Source organism: Sulfitobacter sp. SK025 (assembly GCF_003352105.1).
In the GTDB taxonomy this organism is placed as follows: Bacteria; Pseudomonadota; Alphaproteobacteria; order Rhodobacterales; family Rhodobacteraceae; genus Sulfitobacter; species Sulfitobacter pontiacus.
The window spans coordinates 225564-246419 of the sequence record NZ_CP025808.1 but is presented as its reverse complement, the minus strand read 5'-3'; the positions used below and the strand labels follow the sequence as shown (position 1 = coordinate 246419).

Sequence of the window (20856 nt, the reverse complement as noted above, 5' to 3'; positions counted from 1 at the left end):
CCGGACCCTTCCATTCGGAGGGGTAAACGCTGTGCAAAGGATAGATCAAAGTGAGCCAACCCGTTTTCGCCCCGTGGGATGACCCGAACGAAAAGCCGCTTATCCGCTTCGAGAATGTGACAAAGCGTTTTGGCGATTTCGTTGCGATCGATGATCTGTCTTTGAGTATTTATGAAAGCGAGTTCTTTGCTCTGCTGGGGCCCTCGGGCTGCGGTAAAACAACGATGATGCGCATGCTTGCCGGGTTTGAAAACCCAAGCGCGGGCAAGATCGAATTGGCGGGTAAGAATATCGCGGGCATCCCGCCGAACAAGCGGGCGGTGAACATGATGTTTCAGTCCTATGCCCTGTTCCCACATCTGTCTGTCTGGGAGAATATCGCCTTTGGGTTGAAACGAGGGGATATGTCCAAGGCAGATATCGCCGCGCGCGTTGAAGAGATGCTCAAGCTGACGCGCCTTACTAAATTTGCCAAACGCAAACCCCACCAAATCTCGGGGGGGCAACGTCAACGGGTCGCGCTTGCGCGGTCCCTCGCCAAAGCGCCGAAGCTTTTGCTACTGGACGAACCGCTTGGCGCGCTGGACAAAAAGCTGCGTCAGGACACCCAGTTTGAACTGATGGATATCCAGGAAAGCACGGGGACCACCTTTGTTATCGTTACCCACGACCAAGAGGAAGCGATGACCGTCGCGAGCCGCGTGGCTGTGATGGACGAAGGGCAGATCATCCAGGTCGCGACGCCAGGAGGTATCTACGAAGCACCTAATTCCGTCTACGTTGCTGACTTCATCGGTGACGTGAACATTATCTCTGGCACGGTGAAGCCCGCAGGCGAGAATATGTACCACCTTGATTGGGTCGCGAATGAGGCCCCCTTGCTTGCGGCATCAGAACGCCCCTTTAGCGATGGGCAGGAAGCTCATCTTGCGATCCGACCGGAGAAGATCGCGATTTCTACCGAGAAGCCGACAGAAATGAAGAACGCTGTTCAGGGCACCGTTCTGGACATCGCATATCTTGGCAATCTCAGCACCTACCATGTCCACTTGGCCGGTGGTCAAGTGATCAAGGCACAGACCGCAAACACGCGTCGGCTGTCGCGCCGCACGATCACGTGGGAAGATAAGGTCTGGATTTCGTGGAGCGCCACCGCCGGCGTCCTGTTGGAGCGATGAATATGCGTCGCTTTTTCCTTATCGCGGTGCCCTATGCCTGGTTGCTCGCGCTGTTTCTCATTCCTTTCATCATTGTTTTTAAAATTTCTCTCTCTGATCTGGCTTTGTCGATTCCTCCTTACTCCCCGACGGCAAAGGACGGGATCTGGGCGATGTTCGCGGCATTCGATCTGGAAAACTTTACCTTTCTTGCGTCGGACGATCTCTACTGGAAGGCTTACCTAAGCAGTTTGAAGATTGCGTTAATATCTACAGTTTTAGCGGTTTTGGTGGGCTACCCCATGGCCTACGGCATGGCTCGCGCGCCCGAAGAATGGCGTCCGACCCTCATGATGCTGGTGATCTTGCCCTTTTGGACCAGTTTCCTGATCCGCGTTTACGCATGGGTCGGTATTCTGAGTAATGAGGGGCTTTTGAATCAATTCCTGCTGTGGTTGGGCATCATCGATACGCCTTTGACGATCATGAACACGACGACCGCGGTCTATATAGGAATTGTTTACACTTATCTGCCATTCATGATTCTACCGATCTATGCCGCGCTGGATCGGTTGGACGAATCCTTGATCGAGGCCGCTGAAGATCTGGGATGTTCACGGTTAAAGGCATTCTGGTTGGTCACGATACCTTTGTCTCGCAACGGGATCATTGCAGGGTGTTTCCTGGTCTTTATCCCCGCGCTGGGCGAATTCGTTATCCCGTCTTTGTTGGGCGGTTCAGGGACGTTGATGATCGGCAAGGTCTTGTTCGAGGAGTTCTTTAACAACCGCGACTGGCCCGTCGCGAGCGCGGTGGCGGTGATCCTGCTGCTGATACTGATCGTTCCAATCGTTCTGTTCCAACGCAACCAGCAACGTCAGGCCGAGGTGGAGTCATGAGACGCGCAAGCTGGTTCAATATTACGTCGCTCACCCTCGGGTTTGCTTTTCTTTATCTGCCGATGATCCTGTTGGTCATCTACAGTTTTAACAGTTCGAAACTGGTGACTGTCTGGGCCGGTTTCTCGACGAAATGGTACGGCGAGCTGCTTCAGAATGAGGCGTTTCTGAATGCTGCGATGGTAACGCTAAAGGTCGCGGTGGCATCCTCTACACTGGCAACGGTGTTGGGGACGATGGCGGCATACATTCTTGTGCGCGGGGGGCGGTTTGCAGGGCGTACGCTCTTCTCGGGTATGATCTACGCGCCGCTGGTCATGCCGGAGGTGATTACCGGCCTGTCGCTGTTGCTTCTGTTTATCGGGATCGGGCTGGACCGGGGGACGCTGACCATCGTGCTGGCACACACGACCTTTTCGATGTGCTACGTGTCAGTGGTCGTGTCATCGCGGCTGGTGACTTTTGACCGATCGCTGGAGGAAGCGGCGCTGGACCTTGGGTGTTCGCCTTTCGACGCCTTCCGTTTGGTGACCTTGCCGATCATTGCGCCGGCTGTCATTTCGGGGTGGCTGTTGGCGTTTACGCTCTCGCTGGACGACCTTGTTATCGCTTCGTTTACCACGGGCCCGTCCTCCACAACCCTGCCGATCAAGATCTGGAGCGCGGTGCGTCTTGGCGTCTCGCCCGAGATTAACGCATTATCCACCATCATGATTGGAATCGTGACTTTCGGGGTAATCACGGCGTCACTGATATCGAAGCGCAAGGCGATCAAGGCGCAACGCGATGTGCAGGCGGCGGAACGCGCCGTGGCATGAAAGAGCGGCGGCATGAAACGAATATTTAACGATTTTGCCTATACAGATGCGCCTAGGGAAAATTGTTGGTGGGATCAAACCTGCGCCGCTACCGACAGGTCTGTGTTGGAAGGTGACGTATCCTGTGACGTGGCGATTGTGGGGGGCGGCTTTACAGGGCTCTCTGCCGCGTTGCGCCTTGCGGAGGCTGGATATTCTGCGGTCGTGCTGGAAAACCGATACGTCGGCTGGGGCGCGTCGGGCCGCAACGGGGGCTTTTGCTGCCTTGGGGGCGGACGGCTAAGTGATGCCGCGCTGGACAAGCTTGCGGGGCGCGAGGATCGGTTGCGCTTTCGCGCGGCTGAGCTGGCGGCGATCAACTTTGTTGACGCGTTGATCACGCGGCATGGGATCGAGGTTGACCGCCACTCGGACGGGGAGATCGAGCTGGCGCATCGGCCCAAGGATATGGACGATTTTCGCACGCGCGCCCGCGAGGTGCGAGAAAACTACGGGCTGGAGGCGCGGCTTATTGATCCCGCGGATTTCGCGGCGCATGGGCTTTCAGGGCCGTTCCACGGGGCGCTGCATATTCCGGCGGGCTTTGCGCTGAATCCGCGGAAATACGTGACCGGCCTTGCTGCGGCGGCGGAAAAGGCGGGTGCGGTCATTTACCATGGTACGCCTGCGCTCGAGGTGCGGCAGGCGGCGCAGGGTCACGACGTTCGAACGCCCAAGGGCAGGGTGCTTGCACAGAAGGTGATTGTCGCTACGAACGGGTATTCGTCGGAAGATTTGGTGCCGGGGCTATCTGCGGGCTATATGCCCACGCAGTCGACGGTCCTTGTGACCCGCCCCCTGACCGAGGCAGAGCTTGATGCCGCTGGGTGGAAGAGCGATTATATGTCCGCAGATACACGCAATTTGCTACATTATTTCAGGCTGATGCCGGACCGCCGGATGTTGTTCGGTATGCGCGGCGGTTTGGTGACGGGCAAAGCGGCAGAGACGCGCGCCATTGCGCGTGTACGCCGCGATTTTGAAAAGTTTTTCCCGGCGTGGAAAGACGTTGAGACACCCTACCAATGGTCCGGTATGGTATGTCTGTCGCGCGCGCAAATGCCCTTTGTCGGCAAGCTCCCTGACCCCGGTGCTGTCTATGCAAGTCTTTGTTATCATGGGAATGGTGTTGCAATGGGCAGCTATTCGGGCGGGCTGGTCGCGGATCTGGTGATGGGCAAACCCATCGATCGGCCCTATCCTCAGGTCATGCAAAAGCGGCTGCGAAAGTTCGAACTGGGGCGCTTGCGTCGGCTTCTGATGCCATTTGCCTATCTTGGTTTTGCGCTGTCAGATCACTAGATGTGGGTGCACCGGCTGGCTTGGCTTGCTGACTGTCAAATTGATTTAGGATAAAGTTTCATGAAGATTGCGATGATTGGCACCGGCTATGTCGGTTTGGTCTCGGGTGTTTGTTTCTCGGATTTCGGACATGAAGTTGTCTGTGTCGACAAAGACCCGTCTAAAATCGAGAAGTTGGAAAAGGGCATCGTCCCGATCTACGAACCCGGTCTTGATGACTTGATGGCCAAGAACGTTGCAGCGGGTCGTCTGTCTTTCACAGGTGACCTTGCCAGTGCAGTGGATGGTGCGGATGCCGTGTTTATCGCGGTTGGGACACCGACCCGGCGCGGGGATGGCCATGCGGATCTGACCTATGTCATGGCCGCCGCAGAAGAGATCGCCTCTGTCCTGACGGGGTATGCGGTGATCGTCACCAAATCGACTGTGCCCGTGGGCACCAACCGTCAGGTCAAACAGGTCGTCGCTAAAGCCAATCCCAAGGCCGAATTCGACGTTGCCTCGAACCCGGAATTCCTGCGTGAAGGGGCCGCGATTGACGACTTTATGCGCCCCGATCGCGTGGTTGTAGGCACGCAGAATGAACGCGCCGAACAGGTGATGAAGGACATCTACCGCCCGCTCTCGCTGCGCGAGTTTTCGATCATGTCGACGGATCTGGAAAGCGCAGAGATGATCAAATACGCCGCCAACGCGTTTTTGGCGACCAAGATTACCTTTATCAACGAAATCGCGGCGCTGTGCGAACGCACTGGCGCAGATGTGAAAATGGTGTCGAAAGGCATGGGGCTGGATAACCGGATCGGGTCCAAGTTCCTGCACGCGGGCCCGGGCTACGGCGGGAGCTGCTTCCCGAAAGACACGCAGGCCTTGGCGCGGATGGGGCAGGATCATTCGGTGCCGATGCAGCTGACCGAAACCGTGATCAAGGTGAACGACGAGGTCAAACGCCGGATGATCGACAAGGTGGTCGACATCTGTGGCGGGTCGGTAAACGGCAAGACCATCGCGGTGCTAGGGGTAACGTTCAAGCCCAACACCGACGATATGCGCGATTCTCCCAGCTTGACGATTGTGCCATCGCTGGTGGGCAACGGGGCCAAGGTGCGTGTGGTTGATCCGCAGGGCAAACGCGAGGGCGAAGCCTTGCTGCCGGGCGTGTCGTGGCTGGAGGATGCCTATAAGGCCGCGCAAAATGCGGATGCGCTGGTCATTCTGACGGAGTGGAACGAATTCCGCGCGCTGGACCTCAAGCGGATGGCCAAGCGCATGGCGACCCCTGCGATGGCAGATCTGCGCAATATCTACAGCCCGAAAGATGCCAAACGCGCCGGTTTCTCGGCCTATGTCTCTATCGGGCGCGAAGGGTTCGGGGCTTAACCTGCGCCACAGGCCCGCGCTTGGAACAGGGCGGGCCGACAGCGTGATCAGCTGCGGTGGGTTTCGCCACGTGCTTTGGCAAGCGTCATCTGCCGCTGGCGCTCACGGAACCGCGCCTTATCCGCGTCAGAGGTTTCGCCGACGCACTGCGGGCAGCTGACGCCGGCCTCGTATCCGGGCTTTGCGGTATCTTCGGGCAGGATCGGGCGACGGCAGCCGTGGCACAGCATATGCGGCCCTTCTTTCAACCCGTGACCAACGCTGACCCGGTTATCAAAGACAAAGCAATCGCCTTTCCAGCTGCTTTGCTCTTCGGGGACTTCTTCAAGGTACTTGAGAATGCCCCCCTTGAGGTGGAACACGTCCTCCACCCCTTGGCCGATCAGGTAGTTCGTCGATTTCTCACACCGGATACCGCCGGTGCAGAACATCGCGATTTTCTTGTTGTGGAACCGGTCCTTATTCGCCTCCCACCAGGCGGGGAATTCGCCAAAGCTCTGGGTTTCCGGGTCGATGGCCCCGTCGAAGGTGCCGATCGCGACCTCATAATCATTGCGCGTGTCGATCACGGCAACATCGTCGCGGCCGATCAGATCGTTCCAGTCGGCGGGATCGACGTAATGCCCGACCTTGGCCAGCGGATCTACATCGGGCTGACCCATGGTCACGATCTCGCGCTTCAGGCGGACCTTCATCTTGCCGAAGGGCGGCGTTGTGGCGGTGCTTTCCTTCCACTCAAGATCGGTGCAGCCGGGCAGGGCACGGATATGCGCGATGACCGCGTCTATCCCCGCACGGGGGCCGGCGATGGTGCCGTTGATGCCTTCGGCAGCGACAAGCAGCGTGCCTTTGACGTCATGTTGCGCACAAAGCGCAATCAACGGCGGGCGCAGGGCGTCAGGCGCGTCAAAACGGCTGAAATGATAGAGGGCGGCAATGGTATACATGCGCGCTGAGATACGCCCATGCGGCGGTTCAGGCAAGGGGGTGCCGTGCCGCACCCGCCGTGCTATGTCCCCTGGCACAAGCTGGCCCATGAGGAACCCGATATGACCCACGCCCTGATCGTGATTGATGTGCAAAATGATTTCTGCCCCGGCGGAGCTCTTGCGGTGACAGACGGCGACGCGATCGTCGACGGGATCAACGCGCTGATGGGGCAGGTGGATGCGGTGGTTCTAACGCAGGACTGGCATCCGGCGGGCCATTCCTCCTTTGCGTCGTCCCATGCGGATAAGGCACCGTTCGAGGTGACGCAGATGCCCTATGGCGCGCAGGTGCTGTGGCCGGATCATTGTGTCCAAGGCAGCAACGGGGCCGCGTTCCACCCGCGGCTGGATCAAACCCGTGCCGACATGATCATTCGTAAAGGGTATAACCCCGCCATCGACAGCTATTCTGCGTTCTTCGAAAATGACCAGAAGACGCCTACCGGTCTTGAAGGGTATTTGCGGACACGTGGCATCACCACGCTGACGATGGTCGGGCTGGCGCTTGATTTCTGCGTCAACTTTTCCGCCGTGGACGCGGCGAAGCTGGGCTTTGATGTCGAGGTCCGCTTGGACCTGTGTCGTGCGATCGATTTGGACGGGTCGCTTTCTGCCGCGCGCGAGGCGATGACGACGGCGGGGGTTACTCTGCGCTAAGCGGGGCGTCTTCGACGGGGGCGATGTTGAGGATATCCAGCGCATCCAGCCCGCCAAGCGTGGCATCCACCGCGACGGTCGCCAGAATGATCCCCATGACGCGGCTGATCACGCTGGCGCCGGTGGTCCCCATCAGGTGACCGATCCGCCCTGCGAGCAACAAAAGCACAAGCGTGAACAGCAGCACGACCACCAGCAGGCCCGCCGTGACCAGCTGGTCTGATATCTGGTTGGTGTGGTTGTCCGTCAGGATTACAATCGCCAGCATCGCCCCCGGAGATGCGATAGACGGCATGGCGAGCGGAAAGACCGCACCGGCGAGATGATCCCGCTCTGCCGCCTCGATTTCCTGTGTCGGTTTCGGGTCGCCGAAGATCATACTGAGCGCGAAGAGGAACAGGATAATCCCGCCCGCGACCTGAAACGACCCCAGCCGCAGCCCAAGGTTCTCAAGCAGATATTGCCCGCCCACGAGGAACCCAAGCAAGACCAGACCGGCCACCAGTACGGCCCGCATCGCAAAGCTTTTGTGCAGGTGTTGCGGGACGTTGGCTGTCGCGAAAAGAAAGACGGGAAGGCTGCCAATAGGGTCGATCACGACAAACAAGGTAATCAACTCTCGCAAGAGATTGGGCCATTCCAGCATCTAGCAGCGCTCCTTAGGGGGTTAAGTCGGTGGATTACCACAGGTTTTGCACTGTGTCAGCGGCAATTCCCTTGCCCGTACAAGATGGATGGGCCACAAACACACCGCCTAAGGGAGCTTTGAACATGGTCGACATTGCAAGCCGCGTCTGGAACCACAAGTGGAAGATCGACCCTATCGTGCGGTCCCTGATCGATACGGATTTCTATAAGCTGTTGATGTGCCAGTCGGTTTTTCGCAACAAGCCGGAAACACAGGTCACATTCAGCCTGATCAACCGTTCCAAGCATATCCCGCTGGCCGATCTCATTGACGAAGGCGAGCTTCGCGAACAGCTTGATCACATCCGGTCGCTGTCACTCAGCCGCGGGGAAAGCACTTGGCTGCGTGGGAATACTTTTTACGGCAAGCGTCAGATGTTCCGCCCCGACTTCATGGAGTGGTTCGAGGGTCTGCGCCTGCCGCCCTATCATCTTGAGCGTAAGGGCGACCAATACGAGCTGACATTCGAAGGGTCGTGGCCCGAAGTCATGCTGTGGGAGATCCCCGCCCTCGCCGTCTTGATGGAGCTGCGCAGCCGCGCCGTGTTGGACCGTATGGGCCGGTTCGAACTGCAGGTGCTGTACGCGCGCGGCATGACCCGTGTCTGGGAAAAGATCGAAGCCCTGCGGGAAATTCCCGATCTGTCCATCGCCGATTTCGGCACCCGTCGCCGCCATTCGTTCCTGTGGCAGGATTGGTGTGTGCAGGCCATGCAGGAAGGCCTGGGCGACGCCTTTACCGGTACGTCAAACTGCAAAATCGCCATGAGCCGAGAGGTCGAGGCGATCGGCACCAACGCGCATGAACTGCCGATGGTCTATGCCGCATTGGCCAAGGACGACGCCGCACTTGCGCAAGCGCCCTATGACGTTCTGCAAGACTGGCACGATGAACACGAAGGCAACCTGCGCATCATTCTGCCGGATACTTATGGCACGAAAGGCTTTCTGGATAACGCGCCCGACTGGCTGGCGGGCTGGACCGGCATCCGCGTCGACAGTGGTGATCCGGCGGTGGCGGCACAGACCGCGATCGACTGGTGGAAGTCCCGCGGTGAAGACCCCAGTGAAAAGCGGGTTATTTTCAGCGACGGTCTGGATGTCGCCAAGATCAAGGAACTGCATCAACAGTTCGCGGGCAAGGTCAAAGCCTCCTTCGGGTGGGGCACCTTGCTGACAAACGATTTCCGCGGGCTGGTGCCTGACGACGCGCTCGCCCCGTTTTCGTTGGTGTGCAAAGCGGTCAAGGCGAACGGCAGCCCGACGGTGAAACTGTCGGATAACCCTAACAAAGCAATGGGCCCGCAGTCAGAGATCGACCGTTACAAACGTGTCTTTGGCGTCGGCGATCAGGCGGCTCAGAAAGTTATCGTCTGATCCGACGGCAAAAGGGGCCAGTGGTTTCCCACCGGCCCCTCTGCTTTATGCCGCCTGCGTGGGGTGCGGGGCATAACTGCAAATCGCTTAGCCGCGGTCGTCGACGATCAGGGTCAGACCGCCCATACCGTTACCGCGCACGGCCACGACCTCTTCCGAGGTAAAGCCTTCGGCTTCCAGCTCTGCGCTCAGGTCGGCATTGGCGTCAACTGAGGCGCGCATGTCATCAACGGCCTCGGCTTGTGCGTCCAGCGCGTCGTCCAGCGCGGTTGTGGTCCCCTGTTTGGATGCCTTGAGCTCTGACACGGTTACGACGTCCAGCTTGGCGTCGGCATCGAACGCGTCAATTTCTGCTTGGGTCTGCGTGTCGGTTTCGGCACCGGCGCGCAGTTCCTGGATCAACTGACCATAGTTTTCCTGCGCGGTGTCGCCGGCGTCGGTCACGGCACCCTTGGCTTGATTTAGTGTGGAATCGGTGGATAGTGAACCGGATGCGCCAACGTCAGCGCTGATGCCCGAGCCTGCGTCTGCTGCGCCGCCAACGGCACCATCAACAGAGGTTTGCGCCATCGCTGCGGTGGAAACGCCGGTGGCCATCAGGGTCGCGATCAGTGTTGTGGTCGTAAGTTTCATCTGAGTTCTCCTTAGATTTACTACCAGACATCGCTTGTATGTCTGCGAGGGGAACACGGGGCCGCGGCGATCCGTTCCGGCGCGGATTCGTCCCTCTGGCGGCGATTTGCCGATCGGGGGCGCATACCGGCAAAAAACGGCGAGATAGGGGGGCTGCTATAGAAGTGATGGAACGGCGGCGCAGGGCAGGCCCCGCGGCAGGCTATTCCGGCGGATCTACCCGCCCGCGCAGCGCCTTCACCTCGCCCCGCGTCTTTTTCGCCTTCAGTCGGCGTTTCTTCGAACCGAGCGTGGGGCGTGTCGGGATACGCTTTTTGGGCGGCTTCAACGCGGCGGTGATCAGTTCCTTCAGGCGCTCGCGGATAATCTCGCGGTTGCGGACCTGACTTCGGGTTTCGTCACATTGCAGCACCAACGCGCCCTCGGTCGTCCAACGACGGCCCGCCAGTCTGCGCAGACGGTTTTTGACCGGCGTCGGAATAGAAGGGGAGGTCGCGGCCTCGAACCGCAGTTCCACGGCGCTCGAGACCTTGTTCACATTCTGACCGCCGGGCCCGGAGGCACGCATGAAGCTTTCCGTCAGCTCCCAGTCCTGAATGGCAATCTCGTCCGTGATCCGCAGCATCAAACTCTCCTTCATCGCGACTATCGCATCGCGCAGACCCAAGGGAAAGGGCAACGCCCAGATACGAAAAGGGCCGCCCCGGTGCGGAGCGGCCCAATCGAATGGTTTAAGGAGGTGGGATCGGTTAGATCGGCGATCCACCCGGGTTGTTTCAACCGTCAGGGGCTGCCCTAACGGGATACCTCCCAAGCTGTTCCGACACCTCGCTCCAATACCGTTCTTGACACTGGATCACCTCCTTTACATTTGTTGAACTCACTTGAAGACTGGCACAGTAATCTGAAAACGCAAAACGTTTTCTGCACCCGTCACGGTTCACAAAAGGGTGCCTATCAACTGCGGGTCAAAAGTTGTGCAGTGATGATGCGGAAGGGGATCAGCGCAATCAGCGCAATCCCGAGTTTCACAGACCAGTCTGCAACGGCCAGCGATACCCAAAGCGGCGCGAGCGGGCCGCTGCCGAGCAATGGCAACATTTCGGCCGCCCAGGACACATCGGTTGCAGGATGCAGGAACGACAGGGCACCAGAAAATGAGATCGAGAAAAACAGCAACGTATCAAGCGTGCTGCTGACCAGCGTGCTGGCCAAAGGCGCACGCCACCACGTGCCATCGCGCAGCGCAGAGAAGATCGCGACATCGACCAATTGCGCCACAAGGAATGCCACACCGGACCCGATCGCGATGCGTAGGGTCACCAGCGGCCCGAATTCGCCCATGATCTGTGTCCCGATCAGCGAACAGACCAGCCCGACCACAAAACCCACCAGCACGACACGGCGCGCGGCGTCCTTGCCGTAGACGCGGTTCATCACATCGGTGACCAGAAACGCCAGCGGATAGGTGAACGCGCCCCAGGTCAGCCATTGGCCAAAGAGGAACTGAACAAGAATGTTGGAGGCCACAACGATGGCAGCCATGGCAAGAATGCCGGGAAGGTAGGTGCGTGTCATATTTGAAACCGTTTTTTGCAAGGGTGCGGCGACTTGGCCTGCGGGGATCGCAGACGTAATGCGTTGTAGGGAAGGCGGGGCACCCGCGCAAGCTATTGCGTAATCGTCAGCTCGATCACCTGGGTTTCCTGCACGGAGAGGAAGTTATCGTCCGATATCATCATCACCCGCGTGCGCCCGATGGCGTCGCGCCAAACGGTCAGCGCCTCTAGATTGTCATATCGCGCGGGCAGGGTTTGCAGCAGCGTCACCGCGCTGGCCTGACCCCCAGAGAGTTCGATCCGCCGCAGGCGTGTGCGAAACCCCAGCGGGGTGACCGTACGCTCAAGCAGGTACAACCGACCTTCGTCGTCGAAATCCGCACCCACGGGGACAAAGGGGCTGTCATTTTCGAGGTAGGTCGCGATGCGCCACGTGCCGTCTTGGTATTTGTACAGCGGGATCTGATCGCCGCGGTTATCCTCGGGCAAGGCATAAAGCGCGCCCGTTGCATCAACCGCCAAAGCTTCAAACCCGGCGTTGTTGCGCAGCAATGCGCCCTCGGGCGGGGCGATGAACTGCAATGGGGTGCCATCGGCAAGGTTGGTACGCGCGATGCGATGATCGCCCTCGTAGCTGATAAAGATGCTGCCATCCGGCGCAATCGCCAGACCTTCGGCGTCGGCCTCGGGTTTGTCCATCACCGCGCCGTTCTTATCGCGCAGCGCGACGGAATGGATGATCTCCATCCCCGTCAGCGTGCCAAGCGCGTCGCGCGACAGGTCGGCCACGATGATCCGCCCGCGGTCACTGATCGCGGTAAGCTGTTTGCCATCCGCGCGCATCTCGACACCGGACAGGCCACCGAACCAGGGGGCGTCATGCTCCCACGTCAACTGCTGATGCTGCGCGATAGGGCCATTTGCACCCGCCGCAAAAGCAGCGGAGGCAAAGCCGAGGGCAAAAAGGATCTGTAGCAAGCTTAGTTCGAATCCAGCACGGATTGGCATTGCGCTGGCAGGTCAGCAAGCAGCAGTTCGCGCTTTGGCTTGCGCTTGGGCGCATTGGGGTTTGGTGGGGGCGGGTTCAGGATATTCGCCTGCCACTGACGCGCATCGGCGCAGCCGTCGCCCGCAGGGGGCGGATCCTGGTTGACGCAGCCAGTCGCCCCTTTGGGGCAGCTCAGCCGGACGTGGAAATGATAGTGGTGCCCGTACCAAGGGCGGATTTTGCGCAGCCAGCTGCGGTCGCCCTTTTCGTCGGCACACATCTGCACCTTGGCCCCGGGGAAAACAAAGATGCGCGCCACGCGGGGATCAGATGCCGCGGCCTTGAGCACCTGATGGTGCTGCGGGGTCCAGCTGCTGTTCACATAGGCTCCACGTGTGCGCCGCATGGAAATAGACGAAATGCTTTCACGCTCTGCCCGGCTGAGCGACAGCGACTTGGGCGGAAGCATCCAGAAATCGGCGTCCAGACCCATCTGGTGGCTGGCGTGCCCTGTCAGCATCGGGCCGCCACGGGGTTGGCTGATATCGCCGACATACAGCCCTTCCCATCCGGGTTGCTGCGCGGCCTTCGCGCTGAGCGTTTTAATGTAATCGATCATCTCCGGGTGGCCCCAGTTGCGGTTGCGCGACAGGCGCATCGCTTGCCAGGTCGGCCCCGTTTCCGCCAGTTGTTGTGCCCCCGCGACACAGCCCTTTGAATAGCTGCCGTAAGCGGCGGAAGACTGCCGTGACCCGTCGGCTTTCGCGCCAAAAAGCTTCTTGGCCTGAATGTTGCTGCGCGCGCCCCCCGACGACCCGATGGTCGGCAGGATTTTGGACGCTTCCGCATTCGGCTTGGACGGTGACCCGCCGCAGGCCGCCAGCGTGAGGGCCAGCGCGGTACATGTGAGGATTCGTGTCAGGATCATTTCGCGAAATCTCCATTCGGTTTCACCCAGACTAACAGAACCAGGCCAATGATGAACAGCCCTACGACAGGGGCGATCCCGATCCGCTGGCTGCCGGATACGTCGCTTGCGATTGCGATCAGCGCAGGGGCCAGAAACGAGGTCGCTTTGCCCGACAGCGCGTAAAGGCCAAACGCCTCTGTCATGCGGTCGGGGTTGCCCTGACGGGTCAGCATATTGCGCGACGATGCCTGCAGCGCCCCGCCCGCCGCACCGATCAACGCACCGGCGATGTAAAAGGCGATGTCGGGCGCGGAGGAACCTTCGGCCAGCGTGATGCCCATAATCGAGTTGGGTGTCAGCGAGATGATCAGCACGGCCGTTGCAATCAGGATCAGACAGCATGTTACGATCACAGGCATCGGCCCGATCGCACGATCCACACGCCCGCCCACCCAGCAGAACACCGCGCCTGAAATCGCGGCAAGTATCCCGAAGACGCCGATATCAATAATGCTCCAGTTCAATACGCCAAGCGCGTATATCCCGCCGAATGTGTACATTCCGTTAAGCGCATCGCGGTAAAACATGGATGACCCCAAATAGGCCAGCAGCGACGGGTGACGCGGTAGGTTCTTCAGCGTAACCCACAGATCAGAAAGCCCTTGCCCCACGCGGTACCGCGCCGCGCCGGTCACCGGCGTATCGCGCACATACAGAAAGAAGGGGATCATAAAGACCGCGTACCAGATTGCGGTCAGCGGCCCGACGATGCGCGTATCGGCTTTGGTCGCGGGGTCCAGCCCGAAGAGCGGGCTCAGCCCCGCCATCGTGCGCCCGTTGCTGCCCGCCTGAAACAGCGCGATCATCACAATCAGCGCCACAACACCGCCGACATAGCCAAAAGCCCAGCCTGACCCTGACAGCCGCCCGCGCTCTCCCGGGTCGGGATGCAACTCTGGCAGATAGGAGTTGGTGAAAATTGTCGCGAATTCCATCCCGATCAGGCCAATGCCAAAGAAGAAGAGCGCCCACAGGACCGAGAAATCTTGCGGCGCGGTCCACCACAGCGCGGCTGATCCCACCACATAAAGCCCCGAAAACAGCCAGATCCACGGCATCCGTTTGCCCGATGAATCAGCAACCGCCCCAAGGGTCGGGGCCAGTATCGCGATCATGATCCCCGCAACCGTCAGCCCGTAGCCCCAATAGGCCTGTGCCTGCGCCTTGGCCGCATCCAGCGCCATGCCGCTATCCACAAGATTTGCCGTTGCAGTTTGCGCGAAGTAGGGGCCGAAAATAAACGTCAGAAGAAGCGTGTTATAGGGTTGGCTGGCCCAGTCAAAGAAATACCAGCCCCAGATTTTCTTGCGCGCTGACGTGGCTGCCATGACTGCTTTCTCCTGTTTTGACGGACGGTAGTGCAGCAGCCCTACGCGGCGCAAGAGCGGTGTTGGGCGCAACGCTAGCGTGAATTTCCCATCAGTATGTCATAAGACATCTCAAAAGGGTCGCTTTTCAAATTCTTTTTGCCTACACAGGGTGCCAACGTTAAGAATGTTTTGGATAATTTTACGAGGCTCCGTATGTCGATGATCCGGCTTTTGTACTTCAGCACCGCAGTTCCTTCGGTCTCTAAGACGGATGTTGCCGACATATTTACCGTCGCTATGCGCGAGAATGAAAAACACGGTGTCACCGGTGCCTTGGCCTACAACGGACGCAACTTTTGTCAGGTGCTTGAGGGCGAAGAAGCCGCCATCCGCCAGTTGATCGAAAACATCCAGAAAGACAGTCGTCACAGCGGCTTCAAAATCCTCGACGAAAAGCCGATCGAGACACGGCATTTCGCCGATTGGTCCATGCTTCAGGTCGATAGTCTGGATTTTTCTGTCGTCATCAACGCGATGCAAGCGTGATGTGATGCGATTTTACCAAGAGCGGCGTGCCAACGCGCTGCCGCTCTTGTTCTTTGATGCCAGCGCACCTACTTTCGCGCTGTGCAACGAAAGGCCCCCTTATGACATCCCTGTTTCAGATCCTGATGCTTCTGCTGAACATCGTTTGGTTCATCATCATCGCACATGTCATCATGAGCTGGCTGATTAATTTTCAGGTTTTAAATCTTCGTCAACCTTTGGTGGCGCAAGTTTGGGATGGGCTGAATCGCTTGTTGGAGCCTGTTTACGGGCGGGTCCGCAGCTTTCTGCCGCAAATGGGCGGGCTTGATCTGGCACCGCTGGTCGTTCTGATCGCCGTTGCCGTTCTGCGTATCCTGCTGATCAACAACGCCGCGCTGTTCTACTGATCGGGCGGCTGCTGGGGCAAAGACCCCGCCGGACGCACGGGCAGGGATTGTTCCCCGCCCGCGACTATGAGATTCTGCAAACTGCAGGTTAGATACAGTTGGGTTTTTCATGTCAGGCGCCGCCACGCTACTTCGTGATGTCTTTGGATTTGACGGGTTCCGCCCCGGCCAGCAAGAGATTGTAGAGGCCGTTACCGCCGGCGAAAACACATTGGCCATCATGCCCACGGGTGGTGGTAAATCTCTTTGTTTCCAAATGCCTGCGCTTTTGCGCGACGGGGTGACGGTGGTGATATCGCCGTTGATTGCCCTGATGCGCGATCAGGTCCGCGCGCTGCAAGAGCTTGGCGTCGGGGCGGGGGCGCTGACCTCTGGCAATACGCCCGAGGAAACCGATGCCGTGTGGGAAGGGCTTGAGGCCGGGACGCTCAAGCTGCTCTATATGGCCCCAGAACGGCTCGCTGCCGGGTCGGTTACGGGCATGCTCAAACGGGTTGGCGTATCGCTGATCGCCGTGGACGAGGCGCATTGCGTCAGCCAGTGGGGCCATGATTTCCGCCCCGATTACCTGCGCATCGGCGAATTGCGTCGTACGCTTGACGTTCCGTTGGCCGCGTTCACCGCAACGGCGGACACGGAAACCCAAGCCGAGATCGTTCAGAAACTATTCGACGGTGTCCCCCCGCGCGCCTTCCTGCGCGGGTTCGACCGGCCCAATATTCATCTGGCCTTTGCGGCCAAAAACGGGCCGCGCGCGCAGATACTGAACTTTGCGTCAGGGCGTAGGGGGCAGTCGGGCATCGTCTATTGCGGAACGCGGGCCAAGACCGAAGGGCTGGCCAAAGCGTTGCGCGACGACGGACATCTGGCACTGCATTATCATGGTGGGATGGAGGCGGACGACCGCCGCACCGCCGAACGCCGTTTCCAGCAGGAAGATGGGCTGATTGTGGTGGCGACAGTGGCCTTTGGCATGGGCATCGACAAGCCGGATATCCGCTGGGTGGCCCACGCCGATCTGCCCAAATCCATCGAAGCCTACTACCAGGAAATCGGGCGGGCGGGTCGCGACGGTGCGCCGGCCGAGACGCTGACGTTGTTCGGCCCCGATGATATCCGATTGCGCCGCAGCCAGATCGACGAAGGGCTCGCTCCGCCCGAACGGCGCGCCGCTGATCATGCACGGCTGAACGCGCTGCTGGGGCTGGCCGAAGCATTGGCGTGTCGCCGTGCGAACCTGTTGAAATACTTTGACGAAACCGATGTCACCTGTGGTAATTGCGACCTTTGTGATACGCCTGTCGATGTGTTTGACGGGACCACCGCCGTGCGCAAGGCGCTGTCGGCGATGCTGCGCACCGAGGAATGGTTTGGCGCAGGCCATCTGATCGACATCCTGCTGGGCAATGAAACCGATAAAATCCGTGAACGCGGGCACAGCGATTTACCGACCTATGGCGTGGGCAAGGAATATGACAAACGCGAATGGCAGGCGGTGTTCCGGCAAATGATGGGGCACGATCTGGTGCGCCCCGATGCCGCACGTCACGGTGCGCTGCGCATGACCGATGCCGCATTGCCAATCCTGCGCGGTGAGGCGTCGATCTCTCTGCGCCGGGACAGTATCCGCGCCGCCGCATCGCAGCGCCGTCCTGCGGTCAGGGCGATGGTCAGCGACGAGGACGCGCCGCTGCTCTCTGCGCTCAAGGCGAAGCGACGCGGGTTGGCAGAAGCCGCCAAAGTGCCCGCCTATATCATCTTTAACGACCGCACCCTGATCGAGATGGCCGAGAAACGCCCGGATACACTGGACGCCATGGCACGTATCGGCGGGGTGGGGGCCAAAAAGCTCGAGAATTTTGGCGATGCGTTTCTAGAGGTGATCAACGGGGCCGCCGCCGAGATGCACCCGACGCGGCGCAAGCTGGCGGGACGCGCGGCAGGGTCGGTGTTCGATCAATTGCGCGAAGTGCAAACCACCTTGTCTCGCGGGGCGGATGGCGGCGAAAAGCCGTTGAGCTGCTCAACTTCGCTGCTGGCAAAAGTGGCGCAGCTGCACGCGCCGAACCTTGATGCCATCGAACGCATTTTGGGCGAGAAACGCACCGAAAGGTTTGGCCCCGCATTTCTGGACGTTTTGCAACAAGCGGGCTAGCTCTTGCTGCGACCAAAAAAGGAAAATCCATGCTGACCGTTATTTCTCCCGCCAAGAAAATGGACTGGACCCCGCGCGACGTCGATATGACGACGCCCGACCTGCAGGATGATGCGGTCGCCTTGGTCAAGGTGGCCCGCGAGCTGAGCGTTGGTGATCTGCAATCATTGATGCACCTGAGCGAGAAACTGGCCAAGCTGAACCGCGACCGTTTCACCGCGTTCGAGGAAAATCCGTCCCCCGATGTTGTGCGCCCCGCTGCCTTTGCCTTTGCTGGTGACACCTATCAGGGGCTGGAAGCGACCAGCCTGGACCCTGATGAACTGCACTATGCCCAAGATCACCTGCGCATTCTGTCGGGGCTTTATGGTGTGCTGCGACCCTTGGACGCCATTCAGGCGTACCGGCTTGAGATGGGCAGCCGATTGAAAACGCCGCAGGGCAAATCGCTCTACGACTATTGGGGCGCGCGCCTGTCCGAAGCGTTGAACGAACAGGCGGAACAGACCAACCGCAAGGTGTTGGTGAATTGTGCCAGCCAGGAATATTTCGGCGCTGTCGACCTTAAGGCGCTGGTGCCGACGGTTGTGACACCACAGTTCATGGAAGATAAATCGGACGGCAAAGGGCCCAAGATTGTCAGCTTTTACGCCAAGAAAGCCCGCGGCGCGATGGCGCGTTTCGTGGTGCAGAACCGGCTTACCGACGCCGAGGCGATCAAGGATTTCGATATTGGCGGGTACGCATGGCAGAAAGAGCTGTCGACGCCGGAAAAACCTGTATTTGTGCGGCCCTATCCCACCAACTGACCCTCCAGCGGGAAAGCCGCGTTGGGGCAGTAACGGTTAAGGAGCGCCACAAGCTCCGCCTTGCGCAAGGGTTTGGTGAGGAAATGATCCAGCCCGGCGGCGAGTATCCTTTCCTTTTCGTCCTGAATGGCATGCGCTGTCAGCGCGACAATCGGGCAGCTGCTTGCCTCGCCTTCCAGCGCACGAATGGCGGCGGCGGCGTCTTTTCCATTCATCTTGGGCATAGAAATGTCCATGAACACCAGATCGGGCCGAAAGGTTTCGAACAGCGCAACTGCCTCTTGCCCGTTGGTGGCAAGTTGCAGGTCGATGTTCAGCCGTTGCAGCATCTTTCGAAGCACCAGACGATTGGTCTTATTGTCCTCGGCCGCCAAGACCCGCATCGGGCGGGTACCAACAGGCACCGGCTGCATCGTTGACACCTCGGCCAGCAGCTCGGTGACGCTGATCGGGTTCTTCATGATCCGGCGCACGCTCGTATCATCCATACTATCGCGGATTTTGTCGGGTGTCTGACTGTACAGGATTACCTGGGTCGCGGGGTCGGAGACGTGCACCGCGCGGGCAAATTCGATCCCGTCCATATCGGGCAGCGTGTCGTCGACAAGCAGCAGATCAATACTGCCGTCCAGCGCGGCCAGCCCCTCTGAGCCGGTGCCACAGGACGTCACGCGCACACCGATATGTTCCAGATTGCGCTGCAAGATCGATCGGCAGATCGTTTCCCTTTCGACAATCAGAACATGGCGCAGGAAGGGGGGTGGCTTTAGCGGCGGCGCGGCACTGTCCTCTTGGGCCTTCAGGGGCAGTTCGAAGCCGAAGCACGACCCAACTCCATGCTCTGACGTGACCCAAATCTCGCCCCCCATCAGTTGTACCAGACGTTGGCAGATGGCGAGCCCCAGTCCCGTCCCCTCTGCATTGGGGCTGGGGTCGCTGCTGGCTTGGGTAAACTCCCCCATGATATGTTCAATCATGTCCGGCGCGATGCCGATGCCCGTATCCTCGATAGAGATTTTGATGAGCACGTTGCCAGCGCCCGCATCAGGTAGCCCCGTGGCGCGGATCAGGATATGCCCGTTTTGCGTAAACTTAACAGCATTTCCCACCAGATTGGTAAGCACTTGCCGAATGCGCCCTGCATCCCCGACCAGTTTGCGCGGCAGGAACAGGTCGTAATCCAGCGCGAGGTCCAGCCCCTTTTGCACCGCAAGGGGCTGTAAAAGCAGCAATACCTCTTGGAAGACACGTTCCAGATCAAACGGGGCGGGGTGGATGCTCAGCCGGTTTGCCTCGATGCGCGAGAAATCCAGCACGTCGTTGATGATGACCAGCAACGCTTCGGCAGAGGTCTTTATGGTGTCGACATATAGGCGTTGGTCTTGGGTCAGCGCGGTATCGCCAAGCACCTCCGTCATGCCTACGATCCCGTTCATCGGTGTGCGGATCTCGTGGCTCATCTTGGCGAGGAAAAGCGATTTCGCGCTGTTGGCTGCCTCGGCCGTGGCGCGGGCATCGACGAGCTTGCGTTGATATTCCACGGTTTCGGTAATGTCGCGGGCGAGTGATACGATATCACCGCCTTTTCCCCTTTGATCGACAATCTTGATATATGCGCCATTCCAAAGCTTTATGATGATGGGTGCCGGAGCCTTTTGCTGCGATCGCAGAAGCATCTTGGCGCGCCATTCCTCTGGCGTGCGGCGCCCGATGTTAACGATCCCTTCATCGGTGAGCACGCGAAGGATGGTAGAGTAGCTGACACCCGGACGGATGGCATCGATATCGTCGAACACGGCCAGATAAGACCGATTGGCCATGATCATTTCATTGTCTTTGTTGAAAAAGGCAAAGCCGTCGTGGATGGTTTCGACCGAATGCCACAGCCGGCGTTGGGTCAGTTCGATCTGTTCCCGCGCGGCACATAGATCGGACATCACCCGTTTGTTTTCGCCGCGGATGTTTTCAACCTCCGCCCGTGTTTCAGAAATCTCGACAGAGACATTTTGCGCGTGGTCATCCAGCTTGCGGTAAGCGGCACAAAGCTCTGCCTGGGTTTGTTCAAGCAGCGCTTCCACCTCTGCGCGGCGGCGTTGTTCATGGGCAAGCTGGTCAGCTGGTTTCATCCAAAGCTCCGAATCCCTCCTATCGGGGGGATCATGCGGGGCTTGGGGTGAACAACTGTTTAAGCG

At 59.2% G+C, this 20856-nt stretch carries 20 protein-coding genes; 11 read left to right on the top strand and 9 right to left on the bottom strand.

What is annotated here, in order from left to right:
* Nucleotides 1-50 precede the first annotated feature (50 nt).
* From C1J04_RS01145 to C1J04_RS01125, 5 genes are read left to right on the top strand one after another with little or no spacing between them, the layout of a single operon-like run.
* The gene (locus C1J04_RS01145; protein ID WP_009825594.1) at nt 51-1178 is read left to right on the top strand and encodes an ABC transporter ATP-binding protein; all 1128 of its coding nucleotides are present in this window, start codon (nt 51-53) and stop codon (nt 1176-1178) included.
* Nucleotides 1179-1180: 2 nt separating this feature from the next.
* The gene (locus tag C1J04_RS01140) at nt 1181-2056 is read left to right on the top strand and encodes an ABC transporter permease subunit (protein ID WP_037942582.1); all 876 of its coding nucleotides are present in this window, start codon (nt 1181-1183) and stop codon (nt 2054-2056) included.
* A complete protein-coding gene (locus C1J04_RS01135) occupies nt 2053-2874 on the top strand; it encodes an ABC transporter permease (protein WP_009825592.1) in 822 nt (273 codons plus the stop codon). Before C1J04_RS01140 ends, C1J04_RS01135 begins: the two co-directional genes overlap by 4 nt.
* 12 nt (nt 2875-2886) lie before the next feature.
* Nucleotides 2887-4215: an NAD(P)/FAD-dependent oxidoreductase gene (locus tag C1J04_RS01130; protein WP_037954004.1), complete on the top strand. Its 1329-nt coding sequence runs from the start codon at nt 2887-2889 to the stop codon at nt 4213-4215.
* Nucleotides 4216-4275: 60 nt separating this feature from the next.
* Complete coding sequence (locus C1J04_RS01125) at nt 4276-5595, top strand: UDP-glucose dehydrogenase family protein (protein ID WP_009825590.1); 1320 nt, start codon at nt 4276-4278, stop codon at nt 5593-5595.
* Between the two features lie 47 nt (nt 5596-5642).
* On the opposite strand, the gene trhO is transcribed toward C1J04_RS01125, so the two are convergent.
* On the bottom strand, nt 5643-6542 hold the full coding sequence (trhO, locus tag C1J04_RS01120; protein WP_009825589.1) for an oxygen-dependent tRNA uridine(34) hydroxylase TrhO: 900 nt from the start codon (nt 6540-6542) through the stop codon (nt 5643-5645).
* A gap of 102 nt (nt 6543-6644) precedes the next feature.
* On the opposite strand from trhO, the gene pncA reads away from it, so the two are divergent.
* Nucleotides 6645-7241, top strand: coding sequence for a bifunctional nicotinamidase/pyrazinamidase (gene pncA / locus C1J04_RS01115; RefSeq protein WP_156775845.1), 597 nt, complete (start codon nt 6645-6647; stop codon nt 7239-7241).
* Here the strand turns inward: pncA and C1J04_RS01110 are convergent.
* A complete protein-coding gene (locus tag C1J04_RS01110) occupies nt 7228-7887 on the bottom strand; it encodes a MarC family protein (protein ID WP_009825587.1) in 660 nt (219 codons plus the stop codon). The genes pncA and C1J04_RS01110 overlap by 14 nt on opposite strands.
* Before the next feature lie 125 nt (nt 7888-8012).
* On the opposite strand from C1J04_RS01110, the gene pncB reads away from it, so the two are divergent.
* Nucleotides 8013-9305, top strand: coding sequence for a nicotinate phosphoribosyltransferase (gene pncB / locus C1J04_RS01105; RefSeq protein WP_009825586.1), 1293 nt, complete (start codon nt 8013-8015; stop codon nt 9303-9305).
* A gap of 87 nt (nt 9306-9392) precedes the next feature.
* On the opposite strand, the gene C1J04_RS01100 is transcribed toward pncB, so the two are convergent.
* The 6 genes from C1J04_RS01100 to C1J04_RS01075 form a co-directional block, all read right to left on the bottom strand.
* Complete coding sequence (locus C1J04_RS01100) at nt 9393-9938, bottom strand: hypothetical protein (protein ID WP_009825585.1); 546 nt, start codon at nt 9936-9938, stop codon at nt 9393-9395.
* A 202-nt stretch (nt 9939-10140) separates the two neighbouring features.
* A complete protein-coding gene (arfB, locus tag C1J04_RS01095; RefSeq protein WP_005850506.1) occupies nt 10141-10563 on the bottom strand; it encodes an alternative ribosome rescue aminoacyl-tRNA hydrolase ArfB in 423 nt (140 codons plus the stop codon).
* Between the two features lie 332 nt (nt 10564-10895).
* A complete protein-coding gene (locus C1J04_RS01090) occupies nt 10896-11516 on the bottom strand; it encodes a queuosine precursor transporter (RefSeq protein WP_037954002.1) in 621 nt (206 codons plus the stop codon).
* Between the two features lie 92 nt (nt 11517-11608).
* Nucleotides 11609-12475 (bottom strand): esterase-like activity of phytase family protein, encoded by an 867-nt coding sequence (locus C1J04_RS01085; protein ID WP_009825582.1) that lies wholly within the window; start codon nt 12473-12475, stop codon nt 11609-11611.
* A 2-nt stretch (nt 12476-12477) separates the two neighbouring features.
* Entirely contained in the window at nt 12478-13413 is a 936-nt protein-coding gene (gene mepA, locus C1J04_RS01080; protein ID WP_009825581.1) for a penicillin-insensitive murein endopeptidase, read from the bottom strand.
* Nucleotides 13410-14783 (bottom strand): MFS transporter, encoded by a 1374-nt coding sequence (locus C1J04_RS01075; RefSeq protein WP_037953999.1) that lies wholly within the window; start codon nt 14781-14783, stop codon nt 13410-13412. Before C1J04_RS01075 ends, mepA begins: the two co-directional genes overlap by 4 nt.
* Nucleotides 14784-14984: 201 nt before the next feature.
* Between C1J04_RS01075 and C1J04_RS01070 the strand changes: the two genes are divergently transcribed.
* The 4 genes from C1J04_RS01070 to yaaA all read left to right on the top strand — a co-directional run bounded on the left by C1J04_RS01070 (nt 14985) and on the right by yaaA (nt 18664).
* On the top strand, nt 14985-15311 hold the full coding sequence (locus C1J04_RS01070) for a BLUF domain-containing protein (protein ID WP_254655126.1): 327 nt from the start codon (nt 14985-14987) through the stop codon (nt 15309-15311).
* A gap of 101 nt (nt 15312-15412) precedes the next feature.
* Entirely contained in the window at nt 15413-15700 is a 288-nt protein-coding gene (locus tag C1J04_RS01065) for a YggT family protein (protein WP_005850500.1), read from the top strand.
* A gap of 109 nt (nt 15701-15809) precedes the next feature.
* On the top strand, nt 15810-17855 hold the full coding sequence (gene recQ / locus C1J04_RS01060; RefSeq protein ID WP_009825578.1) for a DNA helicase RecQ: 2046 nt from the start codon (nt 15810-15812) through the stop codon (nt 17853-17855).
* Between the two features lie 29 nt (nt 17856-17884).
* Nucleotides 17885-18664, top strand: coding sequence for a peroxide stress protein YaaA (gene yaaA / locus C1J04_RS01055; protein ID WP_009825577.1), 780 nt, complete (start codon nt 17885-17887; stop codon nt 18662-18664).
* Here the strand turns inward: yaaA and C1J04_RS01050 are convergent.
* Complete coding sequence (locus tag C1J04_RS01050) at nt 18649-20790, bottom strand: response regulator (RefSeq protein WP_009825576.1); 2142 nt, start codon at nt 20788-20790, stop codon at nt 18649-18651. The genes yaaA and C1J04_RS01050 overlap by 16 nt on opposite strands.
* Between the last annotated feature and the right edge of the window lie 66 nt (nt 20791-20856).

Coding starts and splice junctions, on each gene's coding strand:
- C1J04_RS01100 (WP_009825585.1), bottom strand. CDS start 9,938: ATGAAACTTACGACCACAACACTGATCGCGACCCTGATGGCCACCGGC.
- pncB (WP_009825586.1), top strand. CDS start 8,013: ATGGTCGACATTGCAAGCCGCGTCTGGAACCACAAGTGGAAGATCGAC.
- C1J04_RS01140 (WP_037942582.1), top strand. CDS start 1,181: ATGCGTCGCTTTTTCCTTATCGCGGTGCCCTATGCCTGGTTGCTCGCG.
- yaaA (WP_009825577.1), top strand. CDS start 17,885: ATGCTGACCGTTATTTCTCCCGCCAAGAAAATGGACTGGACCCCGCGC.
- C1J04_RS01125 (WP_009825590.1), top strand. CDS start 4,276: ATGAAGATTGCGATGATTGGCACCGGCTATGTCGGTTTGGTCTCGGGT.
- C1J04_RS01110 (WP_009825587.1), bottom strand. CDS start 7,887: ATGCTGGAATGGCCCAATCTCTTGCGAGAGTTGATTACCTTGTTTGTC.
- C1J04_RS01090 (WP_037954002.1), bottom strand. CDS start 11,516: ATGACACGCACCTACCTTCCCGGCATTCTTGCCATGGCTGCCATCGTT.
- C1J04_RS01070 (WP_254655126.1), top strand. CDS start 14,985: ATGATCCGGCTTTTGTACTTCAGCACCGCAGTTCCTTCGGTCTCTAAG.
- arfB (WP_005850506.1), bottom strand. CDS start 10,563: ATGCTGCGGATCACGGACGAGATTGCCATTCAGGACTGGGAGCTGACG.
- C1J04_RS01065 (WP_005850500.1), top strand. CDS start 15,413: ATGACATCCCTGTTTCAGATCCTGATGCTTCTGCTGAACATCGTTTGG.
- C1J04_RS01130 (WP_037954004.1), top strand. CDS start 2,887: ATGAAACGAATATTTAACGATTTTGCCTATACAGATGCGCCTAGGGAA.
- C1J04_RS01075 (WP_037953999.1), bottom strand. CDS start 14,783: ATGGCAGCCACGTCAGCGCGCAAGAAAATCTGGGGCTGGTATTTCTTT.
- C1J04_RS01135 (WP_009825592.1), top strand. CDS start 2,053: ATGAGACGCGCAAGCTGGTTCAATATTACGTCGCTCACCCTCGGGTTT.
- C1J04_RS01050 (WP_009825576.1), bottom strand. CDS start 20,790: ATGAAACCAGCTGACCAGCTTGCCCATGAACAACGCCGCCGCGCAGAG.
- trhO (WP_009825589.1), bottom strand. CDS start 6,542: ATGTATACCATTGCCGCCCTCTATCATTTCAGCCGTTTTGACGCGCCT.
- recQ (WP_009825578.1), top strand. CDS start 15,810: ATGTCAGGCGCCGCCACGCTACTTCGTGATGTCTTTGGATTTGACGGG.
- pncA (WP_156775845.1), top strand. CDS start 6,645: ATGACCCACGCCCTGATCGTGATTGATGTGCAAAATGATTTCTGCCCC.
- mepA (WP_009825581.1), bottom strand. CDS start 13,413: ATGATCCTGACACGAATCCTCACATGTACCGCGCTGGCCCTCACGCTG.